The 22,927-nt window shown below is 42.0% G+C and carries 14 protein-coding genes; 2 read left to right on the top strand and 12 right to left on the bottom strand.

The window, feature by feature from the left end:
- The 10 genes from GGR22_RS11550 to GGR22_RS11505 form a co-directional block, all read right to left on the bottom strand.
- Window positions 1–3,165 (bottom strand): efflux RND transporter permease subunit, encoded by a 3,165-nt coding sequence (locus tag GGR22_RS11550; protein WP_182493782.1) that lies wholly within the window; start codon window positions 3,163–3,165, stop codon window positions 1–3.
- Between the two features lie 10 nt (window positions 3,166–3,175).
- Window positions 3,176–4,318, bottom strand: a complete 1,143-nt coding sequence (locus GGR22_RS11545; RefSeq protein WP_182493781.1) for an efflux RND transporter periplasmic adaptor subunit — start codon at window positions 4,316–4,318, stop codon at window positions 3,176–3,178.
- A 438-nt stretch (window positions 4,319–4,756) separates the two neighbouring features.
- On the bottom strand, window positions 4,757–5,359 hold the full coding sequence (locus tag GGR22_RS11540) for a TetR/AcrR family transcriptional regulator (RefSeq protein WP_121376587.1): 603 nt from the start codon (window positions 5,357–5,359) through the stop codon (window positions 4,757–4,759).
- A gap of 183 nt (window positions 5,360–5,542) precedes the next feature.
- On the bottom strand, window positions 5,543–6,310 hold the full coding sequence (locus tag GGR22_RS11535; protein WP_182493780.1) for a glycoside hydrolase family 16 protein: 768 nt from the start codon (window positions 6,308–6,310) through the stop codon (window positions 5,543–5,545).
- 10 nt (window positions 6,311–6,320) lie between these two features.
- Window positions 6,321–8,615, bottom strand: coding sequence for a beta-glucosidase BglX (gene bglX / locus GGR22_RS11530; protein WP_182493779.1), 2,295 nt, complete (start codon window positions 8,613–8,615; stop codon window positions 6,321–6,323).
- Window positions 8,616–8,702: 87 nt separating this feature from the next.
- Window positions 8,703–10,349, bottom strand: a complete 1,647-nt coding sequence (locus GGR22_RS11525; RefSeq protein ID WP_182493778.1) for a glycoside hydrolase family 16 protein — start codon at window positions 10,347–10,349, stop codon at window positions 8,703–8,705.
- A gap of 5 nt (window positions 10,350–10,354) precedes the next feature.
- The gene (locus GGR22_RS11520) at window positions 10,355–11,911 is read right to left on the bottom strand and encodes a hypothetical protein (protein ID WP_182493777.1); all 1,557 of its coding nucleotides are present in this window, start codon (window positions 11,909–11,911) and stop codon (window positions 10,355–10,357) included.
- A gap of 12 nt (window positions 11,912–11,923) precedes the next feature.
- Window positions 11,924–13,399 carry a RagB/SusD family nutrient uptake outer membrane protein gene (locus tag GGR22_RS11515; protein ID WP_121376582.1) on the bottom strand — a complete coding sequence of 492 codons (1,476 nt, stop codon included), beginning with the start codon at window positions 13,397–13,399 and terminating at the stop codon, window positions 11,924–11,926.
- 12 nt (window positions 13,400–13,411) lie between these two features.
- Window positions 13,412–16,477: a SusC/RagA family TonB-linked outer membrane protein gene (locus GGR22_RS11510; RefSeq protein WP_182493776.1), complete on the bottom strand. Its 3,066-nt coding sequence runs from the start codon at window positions 16,475–16,477 to the stop codon at window positions 13,412–13,414.
- 251 nt (window positions 16,478–16,728) lie between these two features.
- Window positions 16,729–19,530, bottom strand: a complete 2,802-nt coding sequence (locus tag GGR22_RS11505; RefSeq protein WP_317169790.1) for a helix-turn-helix and ligand-binding sensor domain-containing protein — start codon at window positions 19,528–19,530, stop codon at window positions 16,729–16,731.
- Window positions 19,531–19,667: 137 nt separating this feature from the next.
- On the opposite strand from GGR22_RS11505, the gene GGR22_RS11500 reads away from it, so the two are divergent.
- Window positions 19,668–20,099, top strand: coding sequence for a hypothetical protein (locus GGR22_RS11500; protein ID WP_147406621.1), 432 nt, complete (start codon window positions 19,668–19,670; stop codon window positions 20,097–20,099).
- Between the two features lie 395 nt (window positions 20,100–20,494).
- On the opposite strand, the gene GGR22_RS11495 is transcribed toward GGR22_RS11500, so the two are convergent.
- Together GGR22_RS11495 and prmA are read right to left on the bottom strand one after the other, a co-directional pair.
- Window positions 20,495–20,770: an ATP-dependent Clp protease adaptor ClpS gene (locus tag GGR22_RS11495; protein ID WP_121376579.1), complete on the bottom strand. Its 276-nt coding sequence runs from the start codon at window positions 20,768–20,770 to the stop codon at window positions 20,495–20,497.
- 15 nt (window positions 20,771–20,785) lie between these two features.
- Window positions 20,786–21,619, bottom strand: a complete 834-nt coding sequence (gene prmA, locus GGR22_RS11490; RefSeq protein ID WP_182493775.1) for a 50S ribosomal protein L11 methyltransferase — start codon at window positions 21,617–21,619, stop codon at window positions 20,786–20,788.
- Between the two features lie 89 nt (window positions 21,620–21,708).
- Between prmA and GGR22_RS11485 the strand changes: the two genes are divergently transcribed.
- Window positions 21,709–22,926, top strand: a complete 1,218-nt coding sequence (locus GGR22_RS11485; RefSeq protein WP_121376577.1) for a porin — start codon at window positions 21,709–21,711, stop codon at window positions 22,924–22,926.
- Window position 22,927 lies beyond the last annotated feature (1 nt).

Below are 22,927 nucleotides of genomic sequence, written 5' to 3'. Positions count from 1 at the left end.
TTATTTTTCTTCGTTATGGATTACGGCAATTGGTTTTCCACTAACTTTTTCTTGTAAATATTGGAATATTATGAATAATACCGGGATGATAAACAGTCCTAGGATTACTCCTGAAAGCATACCTCCTGCAGCACCAATACTGATGGAGTGGTTACCTTGGGCAGATGGTCCTGTGGCACTCATCATCGGAATCAGTCCTACGACGAAGGCTAGCGAGGTCATGATAATTGGTCGCAGACGTAGCTTGGCTGCGTCGATGGATGCTTTGCCTAGCGCTTGGCCGGATCTTCGTTTTTGTACTGCAAATTCTACGATCAGGATGGCATTCTTGGCGAGCAGTCCGATAAGCATGACGAGCGCTACTTGTACGTAAATGTTATTTTGGATGCCTGTCAAACCGATGGCTGCAAATACTCCAAAGATTCCGGTTGGGATGGAAAGGATTACTGCTAACGGCAGGATATAGCTTTCGTATTGTGCTGCAAGTAGGAAATAGATGAATACCAAGCACAATAGGAAAATCGTTGTTGATTGTCCTCCAGAAGAAATCTCTTCACGGGTTTGTCCTGAAAATTCATAGCTGTATCCGGCTGGCAATTGTTGTGCCGCTACTTCTTCGATTGCTTTGATGGCGTCTCCGGAGCTGAAACCTGGTTTTGGAATGGCGTTGATTGAAATGGAGTTGAACAGGTTGTATCGTGAAGCGGTTTCGGAACCGTAAATACGGGTTAGTTTTACTAGGGTATTTATCGGAACCATTTCGCCATTTTTGTTTTTTACGAATACGCGATCAATGGTTGATGGATCTGCTCTGTCGGCTATATCTGCTTGGACTACTACTCGGTAGTATTTTCCGAATCTGTTGAAATCGGAGGCTTGGGCACTACCAAAATAGGCTTGCATGGTTTGCAATATGTCTTTTACTTTTACGCCTAATTGGTCTGCTTTTTCATCATTGATGTCTAATTGCAATTGTGGGTAATCGGCTTTAAAAGAGGTGAAGGCTACTGCAATTTCTGGGCGTTTCATTAGTTCTCCGATAAAGTTTTGCGAGATGCCGCTAAATTTATCGAGCTTGCCGCCTGTTTTGTCTTGCAATACTACATCTAGGGCTTCTACGTTACTGAATCCGGGTACGGTTGGGAAACTGAATACGAAGAAACTTCCTCCTGAAATGGCGCCTAATTTGCCTTGAACCTGACCCATTATTTCGTCTATATTTTTAACGTCTCCACGTTCTTCATTTGGTTTTAGCAATACGAAAACAACTGCTGAAGAGGGGCTTGTAGAGTTTGTTAATAGGTTGAAACCTGAGATCGCGGTTACAAATCGTGATGATTCTAAGCCTTTTAGCATGTTTTCGGCTTCTGTCATTACTTTTTGGGTTCCGTCAAGGGATGTTCCTGAAGGGGTATTTACTGCAATGGCAATAAATCCTTGGTCTTCTGTTGGGATAAATCCTGTTGGAGTTCTGTTGACCATAATGACTGTTGCAACGGTAATCAATGCTAAACCGCCTAAACTTACCCATTTGTGACGGATTAGGAATTTAAGTCCGCCTACATAACGGTTGGTTAAAGAGTTAAAGCTGGTATTGAATGCGTTGAAGAATTTTTGCTTGAATCCTGGTTTGGCATATGGTTCTTCTCCGTCGTGTGCTGTATGGTTTTCTTTTAAGAATAGGGCAGCAAGGGCAGGGCTTAATGTCAAGGCGTTTACTGCCGAGATTACGATGGCGATTGCCATGGTAAAGGCAAACTGACGGTAGAATACTCCTGTGGAGCCTTCCATGAAACCTACGGGTAGGAATACGGCGGCCATTACTAGGGTAATCGAGATAATAGCGCCTGTAATTTCGTGCATGGCTTCGTGTGTTGCCACTTTTGGAGACAGGTGTTTGTGTTCCATTTTGGCATGCACGGCCTCGACGACGACAATGGCATCATCGACCACGATACCGATCGCTAGGATTAAAGCGAAAAGTGTCAATAGGTTGATGGAGAATCCAAATAGCTGCATGAAAAAGAATGTTCCTAGAATGGCTACTGGTACTGCAATTGCTGGAATCAGGGTTGATCTAAAGTCTTGAAGGAAAAGGAAAACTACAATAAATACGAGTATAAATGCTTCTAATAGGGTATGTTCAACTTGTTCAATTGATTGGTCTAATGATACTTTTGTACTGTAAAATATGTTGTGTTTTATTTCTTTTGGGAAATCTTTGGATGCTTTGACCATCAATTTGTTGATGGCTACCTGAATGTCGTTTGAGTTGGAACCTGCTAATTGGATGATACCGATTACGACTCCTTTGTTTCCGTTCAAACGGGTCAAACTGTTATAGGAATAGGCACCAAGTTCTACTCTGGCCACGTCTTTTAGGCGAAGGATAGAACCGTCGGCATTGGAACGGATGGCAATGTTTTGGTAGTCTTCTGGCTTGGTTAGTTTTCCTTTGTATTTGATAACGTATTCGAAAACTTCCTTACTTCTTTCACCAAATTTACCTGGCGCAGCTTCTAAGCTTTTGTCTTGAATCGCAGCCATTACTTCGGTTGGCGTTACGTTGTAGGTTGCCATTTGTGTCGGGTTTAACCAAACACGCATGGAATAGTCTTTTGTACCTCCAAAGATGGAAGCGGAACCGACTCCAGGAATACGCTTGATTTCTGGAATGATGTTGATTTGCGCATAGTTGGCAACAAAGGTTTGGTCGTATTTGGCTTCGTCTTCGGTATACATACCGATGGCCATGATAAAACTGTTTTGTTGTTTTGCCGTAATAACGCCTTGTTGTACTACTTCTGCTGGCAGCTGGCTCGTGGCTTGTGCTACTCTGTTCTGCACGTTAACGGCTGCTTGGTCGGCATCGGTACCTAGTTTAAAGAAAACGGTAATGGCTAGGGTACCGTCGTTACTGGCAGTCGAGCTCATGTATGTCATGTTTTCGACACCGTTGATGGATTCTTCTAGCGATGGTGCTACCGAACGCAAAACGGTTTCGGCATTGGCTCCAGGATAGACTGCGGTTACCAATACGGATGGGGGCGCAATGTCTGGAAACTGTTGTAGGGGCAATTTTGTAAGTCCTAGTACGCCTAATATCACCAATAAAATGGATATAACTGTGGCTAATACAGGTCTCTGTATGAATATTTTGAACATTTTCGTGAAATTATTTTTTGTTAATTACTTGAGCAATCTTAGTTGATTTTTCAGGTTGGATTGCCTGGCCTTCTTGAAGTTTGTCGATACCGCTTAATACAATTTGATCGCCTGATTTTACGCCGTCTTTGATAAGATAGTTTGTACCGCTTTTGCCTATGATTGTAATTGGTGCTTTGGTTACTTTGTTTTCTTTGTTTACGGTAAACACGAAAACTTTATCCTGCATTTCAATGGTTGCGGACTGTGGGACTAGAATGGCATCGTTGTGTTTGATTCCTAAACGGACTCTTCCTGTGTTTCCAGAACGCAAGGTTCCGTTTGCATTAGGGAAGGTGGCACGAAGCGTGATGGCTCCTGTGTTTTTGTCGAATTGGCCGTCTACCATATCAATTTTTCCGGTTTGAGCATAGGCGTTGTTGTCTGCTAATATTAGGGAAACTGGCGGCAGAGTTTTGATCTTATCATTGATGGTGTTTCCTGAATATTGTGCTTTGAAGTTGATGAAATCTGTTTCTCCAAGTGAGAAATAGGCATAGACTTCGTGTACGTCAGAAAGTTTTGTCAATGGCTCGATATCGGCTGGCGAAACTAGGCTTCCTTGTTTTTTTGGAAGTCTTCCGATGTAACCGCTAACTGGGGCAGTGATTGTAGTATAGCCTAAGTTGATTTTTGCTGAACCTACCATTGCTTTTGCTTGGTCTAAATTGGCTGAAGCGATTCTGTGTGATGCTTTAGCTGTTTTTAATTGGTATTCTGAAACGACTTTGTTTTGAACTAATGGTGTTAGTTTGTCAATTTCTAATTGGGCATTGATCAAAGCGGCTTCGGCTCCGTGAAGACTAGCAAGGGCGTTGTTTAGTTGCTCGCGATACGGCTGCTCGTTTATTTTGAATAGGGGCTGTCCTTTAGAAACGAAAGCGCCTTCGTCTACGAATATCTTTTCTAGGTTACCGCTTACTTGTGGACGGATTTCTACGTCTACGGTTCCTTGGATAGAGGCTGGATATTCTGAATCTGTGGTTGCGTTTTCGCTTTGGATGGCGTATACTGGCAATGTTGGAGCAGGAGCTGCAGCTTGTTGTGCGGCTTTATCGGAGCATCCTATTAGTACAACAGCGAGTACTAGGCTGGTTAGAATTATATTTTTCATTTTTTTTTGACTTTTGAATTTGTTGAACATTTTGATTGATTCTTGGTTTTTGTTGCGATACATTTTTGTAAGTGATTTAAATAGGACCGGCTATTTTAGAAGCTGGTGTTTTTACTTTCTTTTTGTTTTATAAACCATTTTATATCATTTTGTGAAGTGTTTCTTCTGGGAAACAGGATCACGACTACGAACCCGCTACATTGTCATAAGTATTAGTTTGTTCTTAATCATTGTAAAAAATTATAATTAAACCTTATTAAATTATCTAACATCGTTAAGTAATAAGACGAAAAAATGTATAGATTTGCTGGCTTATCTATTTGTTATAGATTAGCATTAAATTATTTATCACTGTTAAGTATCGGGTTAAAAAAAAGGGTGATACTTTATGTTATTGTTATTAAATCATTTATCAGCGTTAAGTAAAAGTCAAAAAAATTAGGCTTCTACTACTTGAATTGATTTAATGATTCCTCCGATTGCATCCTTAAGTATCTGGTTATTGATACTTGATGCCAGCCCATTGCCTACAATATTGATTGAAATCAGTCCGTGGATTACTGAGAAAAAAGTGAAATACTTTTGTTTTATGACATCGTCTGTCGGCTTTTGTCCTTTCATCAATTCGGCAATTGCTTCCGTAAATAATTTGAAAGGGACTTCTGCTTCTGGAACGCGCTGCATACAGCAGGTCATTTCGACACCAAACATTACCTGATAGAGTTCTTTGTCTTCGAAAGCAAAATTCCAATACGCCATCCACATTTCTTCCAGCTGTTCGGCCGGATCTGCTGATATGGTTTTTGCTTTTTCAAGATTTGTTGACAGGCACACGAACCCTTTTTTGGTGAGTTCATGTAGTATGGCTTCTTTGTTTGAAAAGTATTCGTAAATGATTGGGGCGGTATATTCGATGCGGTCTGCGATTTTTCGCATGCTCAAACCTTGCCATCCTTCTTCTTTCACAATATAATAGGCAGCATCCAGGATGTTATGCCTGGTCTCTTCTTTTTGTCTTAAAATTCGATCTTTGCTTGCCATTTTTTGTATAGTATTAAATTGTTTAACACCGTTAAGCAAAATTACAGCTTTTTTATAATACGAACCAAATGCATCATCAAATTTTCTTATGGAACTATAAAGAGTATAGAATTTCTATATAAAAAACAATCGCAGGAAACGAATTCCCTGCGATTGCTACTAACTCAAAACCTGAACAAAAAACTATTTGTTAGAATACACTCGAACATAATCGATGATAAATTCTTGTGGAAAGATGGAATCGTCTACTTCTGGACCGCCAAAGTTTCCTCCAACAGCTACATTTAGGATGAAATAGAAGGGTTGGTTGAACGGCCAAACGTCTTCGGTCTTATCTTTTGGATTGAAAGTAAAGACGAGGATACCGTCTACATAAAAATCCATTTTTTCTTTGGTCCAATCTACGCCGTAGGTATGGAAGCCTTCTTCGATATTCTCGAATTTGGTCTTGTGCGAACTGGCTTTGTCGCCGTGATTGGCTTGGGTATGGAGTGTCGTGAACACCATATCGGGTTCTTTTCCGATGTATTCTAGAATATCAATCTCGCCGCTTTTTGGCCATCCGACTTGTTTGATATTGGAGCCTAACATCCAAAATGCTGGCCAGATTCCTTGTCCCACCGGAAGCTTGGCGCGTGTTTCCATATAGCCGTATTTGAATTCTTTTTTTCCGGCCGTGGTGATGCGGGTAGAGGTGTATTTATTGCCGTCTTTTTTTACGGTAATGACCAGTTTGCCATCGACCAACTTATGGTTTTCAGTGGTATAGATCTGGCGTTCGTTGTTTCCCCAGCCGCAGATGTTCGGGCAGCCGTCGCCGAGCTCATAATTCCACGTTTTTTCGTTTAGTTTATTGCCGTCGAAGCTTTCTTCCCAAAGGAGCTTTCCTTTTTTGACCTGGCCGAAAACGGAACAGCTTGTAAGCAGTAGTAGGATTGCAGTTTTTTTCATACGTCTTTTTTTAGTTGGAATAGTTAAAGTCTGCCTGAAGGGTTGCTGTAGAACTGCCACCGACAAATAGCTGGAAATCTCCGGCTTCTGCTTCCCAGATCTTGTTGGCAGAATAGAATTCGATGGTTTTTTCGTCGATTGTAAAGGAAACGGTTTTTGTCTGCCCGGCTTTTATTTCGGCCAGTTCAAAGCCTTTTAATTCTCTTACCGGGCGCGTTACACTAGCGACCAAATCTCGAATATATAATTGCACGACTTCTTTACCGTCAACATTGCTGGTGTTTTTTATGTCTACAGTGACTTTAATTTTTCCGTTTTTCTGTAATGATTTGGTATCGAGCTTTAGGTTGGAATATTCAAAAGTTGAATAGCTCAGTCCATGTCCGAAAGGGTATAGGGGCGTATTTTCAATATCGGTATAATGCGACCAGAAAACGCTTTCCGGATTGTCTGTCGAAGGTCTTCCTGTATTCTTGTAGTTGTAGTAGATTGGCACTTGTCCTACATTTCTAGGGAAAGTCATCGGCAGCTTGCCGCTCGGGTTGTAATCTCCGTATAAAACCTGTGCGATAGCATGTCCGCTTTGGGTTCCTAAGTGCCAGGCTTCAACAATAGCGGGAATGTTTTTTGCCGCCCATGGAATGGCTAATGGACGTCCGTTTTGCAAGACGAGCACGATATTCGGATTGGCTTTGTATACGGCTTCGAGGAGTTCTTGTTGTACACCAGGGAACGTAATGTCGCTTCGGCTTCTTCCTTCGCCGGTCTGTAGTCCGTGTTCGCCTAGTACCATAATGACTACATCGGCTTGTTTTGCGGCCGCGATGGCTTTGTCAAAACTGCTTTTGTCGGTCGTATTTATTTTTGTTTCTACCATAAATCTAGGTTCTCCTAGAGCTACATCGGCACCTTTTTCATAGGTAATTTGGTTTCCTTTGTACGCTGCCATACCTTCTAAAAAAGAAATAGCGGTATTGTCGTCGGCACCAATCCTCCAGCTTCCTAACGGGCTGGTCTTGTCGTTGGCTAGGGCTCCGATTACGGCGATTTTCTGTCCTGATTTTTTAAGTGGCAGGAGCTTGTTTTCGTTTTTTAGGAGTACGATAGATTTTTTTGCCATATCTAAAACACCGTCTTGAAATTCTTTTTTCCCGATGTTTTGCTTTTCGCGGTTTTCGTCGCAATACTTATAAGGATTGTCAAAAAGGCCTAATTCAAATTTTACTTTTAGGATTCTTCGGACGGCATCGTTGATTTTGTCTTCGGAAACTTTGCCTTCTTTTACTAATGCTACAAGGTGGTTTAGGTAGCCGTAAGATTCCATGTCCATGTCAGAGCCTGCGTTTGCGGCTTTCATGGCGGCATCCTTCATATCTTTGGCATAGCCGTGTGCAATCATTTCGCCCATAGAGCCCCAATCGGAAACGACGAAGCCGTCGAATTTCCATTCGCCTTTGAGCAGGTTTCTTTGGAGGTAGGCGTTTCCGGTAGCAGGAATTCCTTCTAATTCGTTAAAAGAGTTCATGAAAGTGAGCACGCCTGCATCGACAGTCGCTTTAAAAGGAGGAAGGATGATATTGTGCAAGGTGTTGTCGCTGATATCGACTGTGTTGTAATCGCGTCCTGATTCTGCAAAACCGTATCCTGCAAAGTGCTTGGTGCAGGCTGCGATGTGAAATTCATCGAGCTTGTCGCCTTGAAATCCTTTGACTCTTGCGATAGCGATCTGACTTCCTAGGTAGGGATCTTCGCCAGCGCCTTCCATCACGCGTCCCCAGCGGGCATCTCTGGAGATATCTACCATTGGGGCAAATGTCCAGTTTAATCCGGAGACTGCGGCTTCGGCTGCGGCAATTTCTGCTGATTTTTTCATGGCTTCGAGATCCCATGAAGCAGCTTCTGCCAAAGGAATAGGGCTGACTGTCTTATAGCCGTGAACGACATCGAATCCGAAGATAAGCGGAATTCCTAGTCGGGTTTCTTCTACGGCAATCTTTTGCAGCGCTCTTACGTCTTTGACACCGCGGACATTCAGCATGGAGCCTACTAATCCTTTTTTAAGGTTTTCGTATTTTTTTGCAGCTTGTCCGTCTTTAGGAACCGGACCGGTGACATCCCAAAAGCCGTTGTATTGGTTCATCTGGCCCACTTTTTCTTCTAGGGTCATCAGCTTTAATACGGAATCTACTTTTCGGTCTATGGGAAGCTTGTCTTTTCCTGCGAAATTGCTTTGTTTGGAACTGCTGCATCCGATGGCAAAAACCAAGGCGGCGGCAACTCCGTATCGTATCGTAGTATATTTCATTCTTGCTGTTTCGAAATTTTATAAAAAGCCAATAATCAAGAAGGCTAGCCAGGCTAGCCTCCTTAATTAGAAGCGAAAGAGTTGGATTTATTGGTAGACTCTTACGTAATCAATTTCCATTGCGGACTGCGTGAATCCAGGTGCTACTGTTCCTCCGAACGTTCCGCCCATAGCCACATTCAATATCAAGAAGAAATTGCTATTGTATGGTGTGGAAGGCGAGTTTACATAGGAATGGAAAGCAGGCTGGTCGTCTATATAAAACTTGATCGATGTAGGGCTCCAAATGGCTTTGTAGACATGGAATTCTGACGAGACATTGCTGGCTGTCGTGGTTCCGCTGTCTGCATTTCCGCCTGAACGGCCAGGATAATGCAACGTTCCGTGAATGGTATTCGGTTCGTTGCCTTTGTGTTCCATGATATCAATTTCTCCGCAGGCTGGCCAAGGGTTTGTGGCATAGTTTTCTCCTAGTGCCCATATTGCAGGCCATGTTCCACCGCCAGATGGCAGCTTGGCTTTTACTTCAATCTTGCCGTATTTGAATTCGAATTTGTTTTCTGTAACCAATCGGGCAGAAGTATAGTTGGAACCAGAGAAACTTTCTGCTTTTGCGATGATTTTTAATACACCGTTTTGAACAACCGCATTGTCGGCTCTGTCTGTATAATGTTGCAGCTCGCTGTTGCCCCATCCGCCAGCGCCAAGGTTGTACGACCATTTTGTAGGATCTGGAGCGCCGTCTATTTCAAATTCATCATTCCATATCATGTTGGTATAGTCTGGCTCATTGCCTCCCTGAACAGGCGGCTGGTTGCTGAAGGTATGGTACCATGCCAAGGCAGGATTGCCACCCATTACAGCTCTTACCACAAGCTTACTGTCTGTAAGTTCTAGAATTTCATAAGTGCTTTGTCCAATATAGTAGCCCATAAAGCCATTGTCTGAAAAGGTCATAGCGGTACCGCGTTTTTTGTCTGCTGGTACTAAGGATTCGCTAGGGCTCAAGGCTACAGTCTTAACGCCGCTAGTATTGTAGTTCAAGCAAAGGTCTGAGCTTCCTGAACCGCCGCCTACACCTAAGAATGCTGAATTGAAGAATGTTTTTCCTCCGTTGTCTAATTCAAATTTCAATACGCCGTTTTCTACGAAAAACTTTAATTCGTTGTCGTAAAGACAGCTGCTGTCTGGCGATCCTGCTTTTTCGAATGGAGTCGCTGCATAGTAGTTAGGGTAGAAGTTTTTGGTGACGTCGCCGTCGTTTTGTCCTACGCCTAAATGGCCTGGCTGTGCTGCAGCCCAGTACCATGTTTTAGAGCTTCCGTTGGTAAGCAGTGTTATGGCTTCTGGATCGGAGAAGTTACTGAAAACGGTTACTTCAAACGAAGTGTTGCTGGCTGTTCCGCCTTTTCCAAACGCAATGACGGTTACGATATAGGTGTTTACGCCATTTTTGGTAAAGGTTTTTGTATACACGCCTCCTGGTGCATTTTGGGAAGTGGCATCGCTGAACAGGTATTTGAAGTTTACTGCATTTTCGGCAGTTGCTTTTAATATCACTTTTCCTGAACCGTCGCCATCGGGATGTTCTGCATCTTTGCCGACAATTTCGTATTCCAATTGGATGTTCTTTGGGGCATCGAGATTGCCAAAGGTCTTATCGTCTTCTTGGCAGCTGCTGACCATGAATAGGAGCAGGGCTAGTTTTCCGAAGTTTTTTAGTATGTTTTTCATCACTTTTAATTTGAAAGTTTGACGTCATCGAAATAGTAGCTTGCTCCGGTTCCGTTGGTTCCGAAATCAAAGAAGAGGACTACGTTCTGATACGCATTGTTGTTGTTTATTCCTGTAAAGTCATAAGTCAGTTCTTCCCATCCGTTCGCGACGGTAGTGGTTACAGAGATTTCTCTGTTGATGCCTGTATTGGCTGAATTTTCTAGTTTTAGAAGTACTGGTATTCCGGCTTGCGGCGACCATACTTTGATTTTTATCTTATGATACACAGAGAAGTCGATCGGTTCGGTAAGCGTTAGAGCAGTTCCTGCCCAAACTTCTGATCCAGCATTCTTTACGACTCTAGCTACATTGGCTGTCGTATTGATTCCTGTAGCATCAGGATTGGCTACTTTTGAAGCAAATGCGCCTCCAAAGTCACCAAAGCCGTAATTGATGGTTGGGGATTCGAATGTCAGCGGCAAGGTTTTAGGCTCGTCGCCATTAGTCAGGTAGATATCGTCGAAGTAGTACGTAGCACCATTTCCTGGGTTTCCAAAATCGAAGAAAAGAACGACTTTTGAATAGGACTGTGATAAGTTGGCTCCTGAGAAATCATACGTAAGGTATTGCCATGCGTTAGCGACCGTTGTTGTTTGGTCTACTTCGGCATTTATTCCGGCATCGGTAAGGTTTTCAAGTTTTAGCTTTACGACAGTTCCGATTTGCGGCGACCATACCTTGATTCTGATTTTGTTTAAGGTCGAAAAGTCAATCGGACTGTCAAGAACCATGATAGTTCCGCCCCAAGTTTCGGCTCCGTTGTTTTTTACCAATCTTCCCACTTTTGAACTTAGGTTGATTCCAGAAATATCAGGATTATTAACCTTACTTGTGCTTACATTTCCGAAATCGGAAAACGAATAGTTTAATGCTGCATTTTCAAACGTCAGCGGCATTAAGATCGGGTTAGAGATTACGACGTTTTGAGTATAGGTGGTCGTTGCCGCACCTCCGCTATACGCTACAACTGTTACGACATACGTTCCAGTGTTGGCGTAGGTATGCGCGACAGGAGTGCCACCTTGCATAAATGGTATCGGTTCTTGCGCCGGATCTTCTCCAAACGTCACTTCAAAGAATGTTTCGAAGTCTGCCGAAGCGGTCACGTTGATAGAGAAAGAATCTCCAACAACAGGACTGATTGTTACAGCCAAGTTTTCTGGAGCCCTGAAAGCAACAGTCAGCGGAAGCACGACTTCGCTAGTCAATCCGTTGATTGCGGTGGCTACAATTTTTACATCGTATTGGCCTTCGGCGTAGATGTGCTCTACGGTTCTTCCAACGGCTACTTCTGCAGGTTCTGCCGTAGCATCGCCAAAATAAACATCATATTTTACTAGGCCTTCGCCTCTAGGGGCTATTGTTACCCGACCAGAGTTGTCTTGCGTGATGGTAAACAATGCAGACAGGTTGGAAGGAGCAGGGGCATTCGTAACCGAATCAAGGCTTGTATCGTCGCTGGAACATCCTATGAGGAAAGCCAGCAGGAATAAGCTGATTATTGATTGTATTTTTTTCATATATCTTAAATTTTAATATCCAGGGTTTTGTTGCCAATTTCCAGCTGAAAACTGAATTTCTTCAATCGGAATAGGGAATAGTTCGTTTTTATCAGCAGTAAAGCCGTCGATTTCAATAGCAGCTCTTCCAGTTCGTACCAAGTCAAAGAAACGGTGTCCTTCTCCTAAAAGTTCTCTTCTTCTTTCTTCCCAGATCAAAGAGGTAAGCGTAGCTCCAGTTCCGTTGATGTCGTGGTTGGTGTCTCCAAAAGCACGTCTTCTTACTTGGTTTAGGTAGAATCTAGCTTTGGTGTCATCGATACCGCCTCTGTTGAAAGCTTCGGCAGCCATCAATAATACGTCTGCATAGCGGATCGCCCTGTAGTTGTTTGGATTCGTCAAGTTCAAGTCACCTGCAGCGTTCGCGCTTCTTGTTCTTGGAATATATTTTTTGTTGAAAAAGCCAGTATGCTTGTAGCCTACGCCATAGGTAGCGCCAGTTGCTGTAGCCCAAGCCGCGATATCTAGGATGGCAACATCTTTTCTAAGATCGCCTGCTTCGTAGATGTCTACTGCTTCTTGAGTCGGAACGTTAAAGCTGTATCCTGAAGAAAATCTTGGTCCAGAATAGTTTCTAGGTCCGTTGAATCCTACGGCAACGTTTCCTTCGCTGCATTGAAGACATCCGAATCCAGCACCTTCGATATCGGTGTATTGTACTTCAAGTACTGATTCTACGCCGTTTTCTTCAGCAACTTCAAAAAGAGTGTCGTAATTTGTAACTAATGAATAGCCTCCCGTTACGGTAATCAGGTTTTCTAAGGTCTGTGCCGCCAAGTCAAATTTGTCTTGGTATAGGTATACTTTTCCAAGCAATGCTTGCGCTGCACCTTTAGTAACACGTCCTACTTGTGGAGCGTTAGGACTTAAGTCGGCAATAGCTAAGATCAGATCATTTTCGATAGATGCGTATACTTCTGCTTTAGAAGATCTAGGAATCGTTTTTTCGTCGCCTAATTTGAATCGGGCATCTTGTTTCATCGGAATACCGCCGAACCATTTTACTAATTCAAACTGGAAATAGGCTCTCAAGAAACGGGCTTCGGCAATGATTTGTGGTTTGTTAGCGAAATTGGTCTTGTCTTTGAACTCCATGATGTAGCTGGCTCTGTTGACTCCGGCAAACATCCAGTCCCAAACGTTTTTTACGTTGGCGTTTACCGGCGTGTGGATCATTTCGTCTACTTGCTGGAATCCGATAACGTCGTTGGCGCTTTCTCCACCTGATAAGGTATTATCTGAAGCGATTTCGCCTAACAATACGTTGACATAGGTAGATTGCAGGATATCATAGGCAGCGACCAAGGCATTATAGTACTCTTGTTCGTTGTTAAAGTAATTGTCTGCTCCGATCGAATAAGGAACTTCCCTATCGATGAAATCGTCTCCGCAGGAAACGGTTGTCAAGAGCGTCAGTGCCATGAAGGCTGTGATTATATTCTTTTTCATTTTTGTCTTGAATTAAAAATTAACATTTACGCCAAACATATAGGTTCTCGGAATCGGATAGAATCCGTTATCCACACCGCCGCCAATAGGATTTCCATTGGATGCTCCTGGGTCATAGCCTTTATATTTTGTGAAAGTGTAAAGATTGTTTACTCCTGTGTAGATTCTCACTTTGGTAATTCCTGCTTTTTCTGTGAAAGAAGGGTTTAGCGTATAGCCTAATTGTACGTTTTGGATTCTTAGGTACGAAGCATCTTCTACGAAATAATCTGAGAATATGTTGTTTGCCGTAGCTGCTGTCGTAACTCTAGGAACACTGTTGGAAGTACCTTCGCCTGTCCATCTGCCTAACATGTAGTTGGATCTGTTGACGTCGTTTTGAGTTCTTTCATAGGCTCTTACCATGTCGTTTCCGATAGAAGCGAAGGCATAGGCTGTAAAATCAAATCCTTTGTAGTTTAGGTTGATGTTCAATCCCATGGTTACATCTGGAATAGGACTTCCGATGTCAGTTCTGTCGCTAGTATCGATTTTGTTGTCTCCGTTGACATCAACAAAACGCAGGTCGCCTGGTTTTGCTTCAGCGCCTAAAGCGGATTGCGAAGGATGTGCATCGACTTCGGCTTGGTTTTGGAAAATTCCGTTGGTTTTGTATCCGAAGAAATAACCCATTTCATGTCCGACCTGCATTCTAGAAGTAATCGTGCTTGTTCCGAACAAACCGCCTTCGATAAATCCGGTACCGTTATTGACTTCGATCACTTCGTTTTTCAATGTCGTAACGTTATAGTTTACGTTGAATGAAAAGTTGTCAGACAGTTGTTCTTTATAGTTGATTGCAAATTCAAAACCTTTGTTTCTAACACTTCCTGCATTGACTACTGGCGAAGAGCCTCCAGGAGCCGCAATTCCAGTGATGGCACTGATCGGAACGTCTACGATCAAAAGGTCTTTTCGGGTATCGATAAAATAATCGGTAGCGATTTCAACTTTGTCGTTGAACAGTCTGAAATCTAAACCTACGTCGAATTTTTTAGCTTCTTCCCATTTTACATCTGGGTTGGCTAATAATCCGATTGCATTTCCATTGACAAGCTGTCCGTTAAAGATATAGGTAGCTTCACCTCCTAGCAAGGAGATATAGGCATTTGATTTAATTTGGTCGTTTCCAAGGCTTCCGTAGCTTCCTCTTAATTTTAGGAAATTGATGAATTTAGATTCTCCAAAGAAGCTCTCGTCTGATATCACCCATCCTGCTGTGAAAGAAGGGAAGTAGGCCACGCGGTTGGAAGGTCCGAATTTAGTTGACATATCGCGTCTGATCATGGCAGACAACAGGTATCTTCCTTTATAATCGTACTGCAATCTTCCGAAATGTGACAATCTTCTTTCATCATAAGCGTAGGATCCTGCTGCTTTTCGGTCTACATATCCTGTAGTTAATGAAATGTCGGCAAATTCCCATGAGTTATTTGGAACGTCAAAACCAGTTGCATTCAGTCCGTTGCCATATTCTTTGAATACGGTCGTACCTGCTGTTACTGCAAAGTTATGGTCTTCTGCCAGCGTTTTTTTGTAGGTCGCAAACAAGTCGAACGTGTAGCTGTTGTCGTTGATTGCGTTTTGATCTACGCTGCTTCTCGGATTGTTGAATACTTTTCCTTCGCCGTAGTACACCAGCTTGTTAAACGTTTTTCCTTCGCTGTTAGAGGTTTCAAAACCAATACGTCCAGTTACTGTCAAGTCTTTGATGACGTCATATTCTAACGCAAAGGAACCGCTTAATCTCTTAAGGTTATAGGTGTTGAAGGTATTGGCAATCTGCTCTAGCGGGTTGATGATTTCAAAACCGATGTTACTACCTGGAGTATTCACATCACCGCTTGGCAAAACGGTATAGTTTCCGTTTTGGTCATAAGGTTTGAATATAGAAGGTGTGTTGATGGCATTAAACAATACCGATCCTAAAGCATTTTCGTTAAAAGTCCTTGAGCTGGTGTATAAATACATCACGTTTGCTTTGGCTCTTAATTTGTCTGTCAAGTCAGCATTTAAGTTCAAACGGGCAGTATTTCTTAAGAAATTTGATTTGTAGCCGCCAATGATACCGCCTTGGTCTAAATGTGATCCGCTGATGGTATAGGTCACTTTATCCGAACCGCCGCTTGCCGAAAGGTCATGGCTTACGATCGGCACGCCTGTATCGAAAACCTCATCTTGCCAGTCGGTTCCTTTTCCTAATCCGGCTACATTTGGGAATGGAAGCGCATTTCCTGCATTGGCATAGCTTTCGTTCAATAACAGCGCATATTCCGTAGCATTTAGCAACGGTAACTTTCTACTTGTTTCTTGGGAACCGATATACGTATTATAGGAAATTCTTGTTTTTGAGTTTTTCTTTCCTGTTTTTGTCGTAATCAAGATGACACCGTTAGCACCAATGGTTCCGTAGATGGCCGCTTGTGCATCTTTTAATACGGTAAGGCTTTCGATATCATTCGGATTCAGCAATCCTATGTCTTTTATGATATTGCCGTCTACTATAAAGGTAGGCCTGTTTTCACCGTTGGTAGCGATACCTCTGATTCTTACGTCAAGATTACCGCCTGGTCTACCGGACTGAGTCGTTACATTGACTCCAGAAACGGTTCCTTGCAGTGCCTGTTCGATTTTTATAGGACGCAGCTGTTCTAGATTCTTGCTGCTTACGATCCCTACGGCTCCGGTTACTTCTCTTTTGGTCTGGCTTCCGTATCCGATCACTACAACTTCTTCTAGCGATTCGGCATCAGGACTCAATCCTATAGAGATGGTTTCGTTCTTAGTTACCTTAAATTCATAATTAGAGAATCCAACGTAACTAAATACTAAAGTAGCACCCGATGGAACGCCTGAGATCTTAAAATTTCCATCTAGATCTGCTATTGTTTGTAATGTTCCGTTTTTTACGGAAACAGTCGCTCCAGGCAATGGCAGGCCTGTTTGAGCTTCAGTTACTTTACCGCCAATTTCATATTCCTGCGCATAGCAGAAAGAAGAAATCAGGATGAAAGCAATGAGGAAAAAGTTTGACTTCATATAATTTGTTTTTTGTGATATCTAAAATTAGAAGTCTTGTTTGAGAATATGAGAAATACAACCACAACAAAAAATATACAATTCAAAAAAAATTGGCTTAAATTTTATTATTCATAAAAAAAACGAGCATTAACAGTAATTTAAGAGATTTTTAAAGTTTTGCTAACACTCTCTTAGTAAGCTTAAGAAATCCAATTACAACGTTGTTGTTGTGGTATTGTATAGGTAAATTTGTTTAATGTTGTGGTTTGTCATATTGAAAGTATGTACTCGACAAGGCCTTCTTCGTGGGATAAATCCATTTTCTTCCGCAAACGATATCGTTTTATCTCTACACTTCGTACAGAAATGTTAAGCAGGGGAGCAATTTCTTTGGAAGAAAGATTCAATCGCAAATAGGCGCAAAGCCTCAAGTCATTAGGTGTTAACGACGGATGCAGATTCTTCACTTTTTTAAGAAAATCCTTGTCAGCATTGTTAAAAGCGTCCTTGAAGATATTCCACGTGTCTTCTTCGCTGATATTCTTGTTGATGGTGGTGATGACCGACTTGATGTTTCTGTTTCCTTCTTCAGAATTTTTCTTTAAATCTTCCTTAATCATGCTCAAGAGTTCGTTCTTTTTGATAAGACTCATGGTCGATGCCGCCAGCTCGCGGTTCTTGCTTTCAAAATCTTGTTCTAGCTGCTGGTTCTTGATTTTCATCAGTTCCTGTTCTGTTTCCAGTTCCTTGATCTCGAGCAGACGGTTGTTTTCTTCAATCAGTTTTTCTTTTTGCTGATGGTAGTAATTTTTATAAGCCCTATTGATGAAATACGCCATTACCAAGAAAATGATGATGTAGATGATAACCGCGATCGTCGTTCGGTACCAAGGCTTTAGGATGGTGAACGTGTAGGAAATCGTATTCTCAGAAAGCGCATTTCCGATTTTAGCACGAACCTTAAAAGTATAATCGCCTGGCGGAAGGTTCTTGAAGTTTACAGTAGGCTTGTTGCTCCATTCGCTCCAGGTTTCCTGATAGTTTTCAAGAAGAAATTGGTATTCGGCATTGATGTATTTGTTGAATTCCGGTACCGTATACGAAAAAGTAATGTTGTTGTCGGCAAACTTAAAATCAGAATGTCCCGCGATTGCTGCATAACGAAGGCTTTCATTGGATTTGTTGACCGAAATGCTCGACATCGAAATCTTATACTTGTTGAATTTAAGATCGTCGATATTGATGGTATAATAACCGTCTGTTGTCCCAATCAAGTAGATGGAATTGGATATCTGCGTAATGTTTTCATAACCCAGCATCGAATTGGTAAGCGATGACGGAATCGGGATGATATTGTGCTTGAGCTGCGAGCTTAATTTTCCATACGAGAAATAATTGATGTAGTTTTTGGTAAAAAACCACAGCCTGTTCGAATTATCGACCATCAGCTTTCCCGACGTATAGCTGTCTTTTTCAAAAACACGGCTTAAGGTCGTATCCTTTTCAAATTGCTTGGTTTTTGGATCTAGCTTAAAGATGCCGTATTTATAGGAATAATAGATGCTGCCGTTGAATTTTGTAAGTCCGGCGTTTTTTCCTTTTGTCGGATATTTATACGTGATGAACCTGTCTGTTTTTCGCAAGTCGGAATCCAGCTGAAAGCGGAAAACGCCTTTGTATTCATGGCTTACATAGACTTCTAAGTTCTTTGTAATCTCAAAGTATTTCGAAGAATAGTCGAAACCAGAGATTTTATTGCGGAAAGCCCATTGCCCGTTTTTATTTTCTAAAACCGAAACGCCATAATAATTGCCTTGCAATAACAAATCTTGTCGGCCGGGAACCGTTTCAAATTTCCAGGTTCCTGAAATAGTAAAAAGAGAACTGACGGTATTGCCATTGACTATAAAAGTACCCGAATCATGGCCGCAGAACAAGGTTCCTTTGTGCGAATAGAGTGTCCAGACTTGTCCTTTAGTACCATTGATAAACTTGAAGTCTTCAGGCGATTCATACGTTTTGTAAAACAATCCCTGATTGGTGCCCACAAACAATTTGCCGTCATGGAGAATCGATGTATAAACGGTACCTAGAATTCCAGTATCGTCCGAAAAGGAACGTACGGGAGAATTTAGGTTGATACAGTTGATGCCGTTGTCAAGGCCAATCCAAAGGTTTTTGTCATAATCTTCAAAAATCGACAAGGCCGTATTGTTGCTCAAGCCTTTGTTTTGCGTGATGTGGTAAAGTATCTTTCCTTCTTTGGAAATGATAAAGATACCGTTAGAAACGCTACCTAGAGCAAAACTACCGTCAGACAAAATCTGGCTGCTGTAGATACTGCTTGTAGATAAGTCCGCGTCTGCTTCTGTATGCCATTTGACTGGCGTGTTGTTGAAGAAGGTATAAAAGCCGTTGAATTGTGTCTGCAACAACAATCCGCCGTTTCTTGAAAAGATATTTACGATTTTGTTCTTTAGGATGATAGGATCGTTAGAAATCAGCTTGCCTTCGCCGTTTTCAATCTCAAACAGCCCTTCGGTATAAGTTTGGTAATAAATAGCATCATTGGCCTTAAAAGCCCTTGAGATAGCGCCTTTTGGCGTAATGATCTTAAACTTTGAGGTCTTGGTATCGTATAAAAAAATCTGGTTTAGCGATTGAAAGATGACCCATTGATCGTAATCGATGATGTTCCAGATCTGCTCGTCGTCCAACATCTTGTCGATAATAGGCTTGCTCAGCGACGTATATTTTAAAAGACCATCCTTTTGTCTTTTCCAATAGCCAAACTCCATATAACAGCCCGTATAGATCCTGTCATTGATGAATTTTGCCGAACGGATGATGGTCTCGTTTGGCGACGGATAGAGTTTCCAGTCGGCTCCGTTAAATTCTAAAAGCCCTTCATTGTTGGCAAAATAAACAAACTGGCTGTTGTCTTGGGTAATCATCCAGTTTTGGTTGCCGGCTCCATAACTGTTGGAACCGTATTTTAGGATAGGAGGCAGTTCTTGCGAAAATCCTAAAAAACAGCAAAATAGCAATAGTATGAGTATTTTTTTAGACAAGGTCGGGTAGGGATTAGGTTCTTAAGTGCTACGAATATACGATTTGAAATGAAAACTTTGCAAGGCAGATTTCAATGTATTGCGGGTTTATCACAATTTTTACGCTAATTTTTAGTTATAATCCCAAAGAATATACTATGAGAAAGATTAAAATTTTGATGGGTGTGCTGGCTATGGCAAGCTTATCATTGGCTTCTTGCAGTTCTAGCGATGATGAGTTTGAAAGAACCATTGTCGGCAAATGGAACTACAACAAGACTATCGTCACAGCTCAAGGAGGCACTCCGGTAGACCAAAGCTACACGGGCCATGAAAACGGCTGTGAAAAAGACCATGTAGAATTTGTTGAAGGCGGTGTTTTTAGGAATGTGCTGCTAAACAAAGACCAAAACAACAACTGCGTGGAAGATGCCACCCAATCGAATTGGACAAAGAATGGCGCAACGCTTACGATAGGTGCCGATACCTATCAGGTGACCAAGCTGAACGGCTCAGAATTGCGGTATGAAAATACGGTCAATCTCGAAGGCGTTCCTGTTAAGGTAGTTAAAGTCTTTACAAAAAACTAAAAAACTGGATAACGAGCTTGAGATTTGGCCGTTCTAGTTATGCATTAAAAAACCTGAAGTACGACTTCAGGTTTTTTTTGTGCGCTTTTATGCGGTGTAGCTATACTATGAGTAAGCTTGTAAGCGTACCAAGTTGCTAGGCAAGGCTATGCTAGAAGCAAGGCAAAGTATACCTATATGTTGGGCAAAGTCATCCAAGGGGTAGATCAAAGTATGCCTAAATATAGATCAAGGTTATCCATGAGGTAAAGCAAAGTATACTTAGGTAGAGAGCAAGGTCTTGTTAGATACAAGTCAAGGTATTTCAAGAAAATGCTAAAGCAAGTTTCATGATAAGTTGCCATAATTCGATTTTGCTGTCCAAATAAAAAGGCTCCCATTGGGAGCCTTTCTTTTTAAACTATTTCTGCGCTTAATCCAGCTTCTAGAAGCTGGGTGCATTGCGGTTTTAGTTCGTCTAATGAACCCGTTTTCACGGTACACTTTCCTTTATAATGAACAATGATAGAACATTGCTCGGCTTGCTCGGAAGTATGATTGCAGACCCGTATCAAGGTTTCGATAACATGGTCAAAAGTATTCACATCGTCATTATAAAGAATAATTTCATTGTTTAAGGAAGTCAGTTCTTCGACTAAGACTTCTTCTTGAATTTTTTCTTTAGTGCTCATAATCAAAAATTTAATCTAATTTACATATTTCAAGGCCACCCAATTGTTTTTTTGATGTTTTTTAACATAGGTCAGCCCTTTCTCAGTGCAGGAAGCATCGATTACCGGGATGTCTTCTTCATAAAAACCGCTCAAGAATAATGTGCCTCCGGGATTCAGGCAATCTACATATTGCTGCATATCGTCGAGCAATATGTTTCTATTTATATTCGCGATGATTACATCATAGTTTTTGCCCGCCAGCAATGCCGCATCGCCTTCATAAACGGTAATATGGCTGCAGTTGTTGCGTTCAGCGTTTTCAATCGAATTCAGGTAGCACCAGTTGTCGATATCGATAGCATCGATTGGTTGAGCGCCTTTCATTTCAGCCAATATTGCCAAGATAGCGGTACCGCAGCCCATGTCCAACGTTTTCTTTCCTGTTACATCCGTTTCCAAAAGATGCTGGATCATCATGTGCGTCGTTTCGTGGTGGCCGGTTCCGAAAGACATTTTCGGCTCGATCACGATATCGTATTTTGCATCGGTCTTTTCATGAAAAGGAGCTCTTACATGGCAGATTCCGTCAACGTCGATGGCTTCAAAGTTCTTTTCCCATTCCTCATTCCAGTTCACCTGCTCGATTTCTTCTACCGTATAGCTCACCGTAAATTCAGGCGAGGTCAATATAAAAATATCCTCTAAGACATCCTCAGTCCAAAGTACCTTTTGGATATAAGCCGTAACTCCAAATTCAGTTTCGATGAAGCTGTCAAAAGGTTTTTCGCCTAATTCGGCCACAAGAATTTCTGAGCCCAGCTCTTTTGGTTCTACTTTAAAATGATATCCCAGGTAGGTATTTGCCATAACATTAATTTTTTGCAAAGGTAATATTCTCATAACATACGCTAGGTAAAATTAATATTAAGTTTGCATCAAATTAACACAACGCCATTATGAAGAAAATCTTAACGCTGGCATCGCTATTTGTAATTAGCGTTTCTACTGCTCAGGACATTAAGGTTACTACCAAAGATAACGATTTAAAATTATCTGCGCTGCCGTACTACAGCTATGGTAAAGGCTTGGGATTGACATCTCCTGATAGTCTTTTTCAGCTGAACATCCGTTTCAGGATGCAGAATAGGGTCACGTATATTGAGAATGAAGGTGAAGAATCGGCTTATGACGGACAGATTCGAAGACTGCGTCTGCGTTTTGACGGATATGTCGGAGATCCTAGGTTTTTATATGCCATCCAGCTTTCTTTCGCTCCTGGCGATGTGGGCGAAATCGAAGAAGGAGAGAACCTCAACATCATCCGTGATGCGGTGGTGTTTTACCGACCGAATAAAAACTGGAACTTTAGCTTCGGACAGACAAAATTGCCAGGGAACCGCCAGAGGGTCAACTCTTCGGGAGGTCTGCAGCTGACAGACAGGACCATCAATAATGCCAAGTTTACGGTAGACCGTGATTTTGGTTTCCAAGCGCATTACCTCCACGAAAACCTAGAAAAGTTTTCTTATAACATCAAGACGGCAGTTTCGACCGGTGAAGGGCGAAACTGGACAAAGAGCAACGACAATGGCGTGGCCTTGACCGGAAAGCTGGAGCTGTTTCCTTTTGGTTCTTTTAAAAAGGATGGAACTTCTTTTGAGGGCGATATTGCCAGAGAAGCAACGCCAAAATTAATGCTATCGGGTGCTTTTCAACAGAATAATCATGCAAGAAGAACGCAAGGACAGTTGGGAGAAGATTTGTTTGAGCAAAAAACAATGAAATCGGTACTGCTCGATGCCATGCTAAAATACAACGGCTGGGCATTCATGTCGGCCTATATGTCTAGGGCTTGTGACAACCCGATTACGGTAAATCCGGAAGATGCTACGGATATACAGTATGTCTTTACCGGAAGCGGAATGGACTACCAATTGAGCTACCTTTTTCCTTCAAATTATGAAATCATCGGAAGGTTCTCCACACAAAAAGTCAATGAAGACATCCAAGAATTAGCGCCGGATACCAAACAGTACAGCATAGGCGTTACCAAATACATCTGGGAGCATGCCTTCAAGCTTCAGGGAGAGCTTACGCTTGACGATTTGAATTACTTTGACGGAAGCTCTAAGCAGAATTGGTATTTGAGATTTCAAGTAGAAATAGGGATTTAAG

This window comes from Flavobacterium gossypii, assembly GCF_014138495.1.
Classification (GTDB): Bacteria; Bacteroidota; Bacteroidia; order Flavobacteriales; family Flavobacteriaceae; genus Flavobacterium; species Flavobacterium endophyticum.
The sequence above is the reverse complement of the archived record's forward strand: the minus strand, read 5'-3'. Positions and strand labels throughout refer to the sequence as shown.

What these genes read in the sequence shown, in the direction of transcription:
- GGR22_RS11550 (WP_182493782.1), bottom strand. Translation starts at nt 3,165, where the DNA reads ATGTTCAAAATATTCATACAGAGACCTGTATTAGCCACAGTTATATCC.
- GGR22_RS11545 (WP_182493781.1), bottom strand. Translation starts at nt 4,318, where the DNA reads ATGAAAAATATAATTCTAACCAGCCTAGTACTCGCTGTTGTACTAATA.
- GGR22_RS11540 (WP_121376587.1), bottom strand. Translation starts at nt 5,359, where the DNA reads ATGGCAAGCAAAGATCGAATTTTAAGACAAAAAGAAGAGACCAGGCAT.
- GGR22_RS11535 (WP_182493780.1), bottom strand. Translation starts at nt 6,310, where the DNA reads ATGAAAAAAACTGCAATCCTACTACTGCTTACAAGCTGTTCCGTTTTC.
- bglX (WP_182493779.1), bottom strand. Translation starts at nt 8,615, where the DNA reads ATGAAATATACTACGATACGATACGGAGTTGCCGCCGCCTTGGTTTTT.
- GGR22_RS11525 (WP_182493778.1), bottom strand. Translation starts at nt 10,349, where the DNA reads ATGAAAAACATACTAAAAAACTTCGGAAAACTAGCCCTGCTCCTATTC.
- GGR22_RS11520 (WP_182493777.1), bottom strand. Translation starts at nt 11,911, where the DNA reads ATGAAAAAAATACAATCAATAATCAGCTTATTCCTGCTGGCTTTCCTC.
- GGR22_RS11515 (WP_121376582.1), bottom strand. Translation starts at nt 13,399, where the DNA reads ATGAAAAAGAATATAATCACAGCCTTCATGGCACTGACGCTCTTGACA.
- GGR22_RS11510 (WP_182493776.1), bottom strand. Translation starts at nt 16,477, where the DNA reads ATGAAGTCAAACTTTTTCCTCATTGCTTTCATCCTGATTTCTTCTTTC.
- GGR22_RS11500 (WP_147406621.1), top strand. Translation starts at nt 19,668, where the DNA reads ATGAGAAAGATTAAAATTTTGATGGGTGTGCTGGCTATGGCAAGCTTA.
- GGR22_RS11495 (WP_121376579.1), bottom strand. Translation starts at nt 20,770, where the DNA reads ATGAGCACTAAAGAAAAAATTCAAGAAGAAGTCTTAGTCGAAGAACTG.
- prmA (WP_182493775.1), bottom strand. Translation starts at nt 21,619, where the DNA reads ATGGCAAATACCTACCTGGGATATCATTTTAAAGTAGAACCAAAAGAG.
- GGR22_RS11485 (WP_121376577.1), top strand. Translation starts at nt 21,709, where the DNA reads ATGAAGAAAATCTTAACGCTGGCATCGCTATTTGTAATTAGCGTTTCT.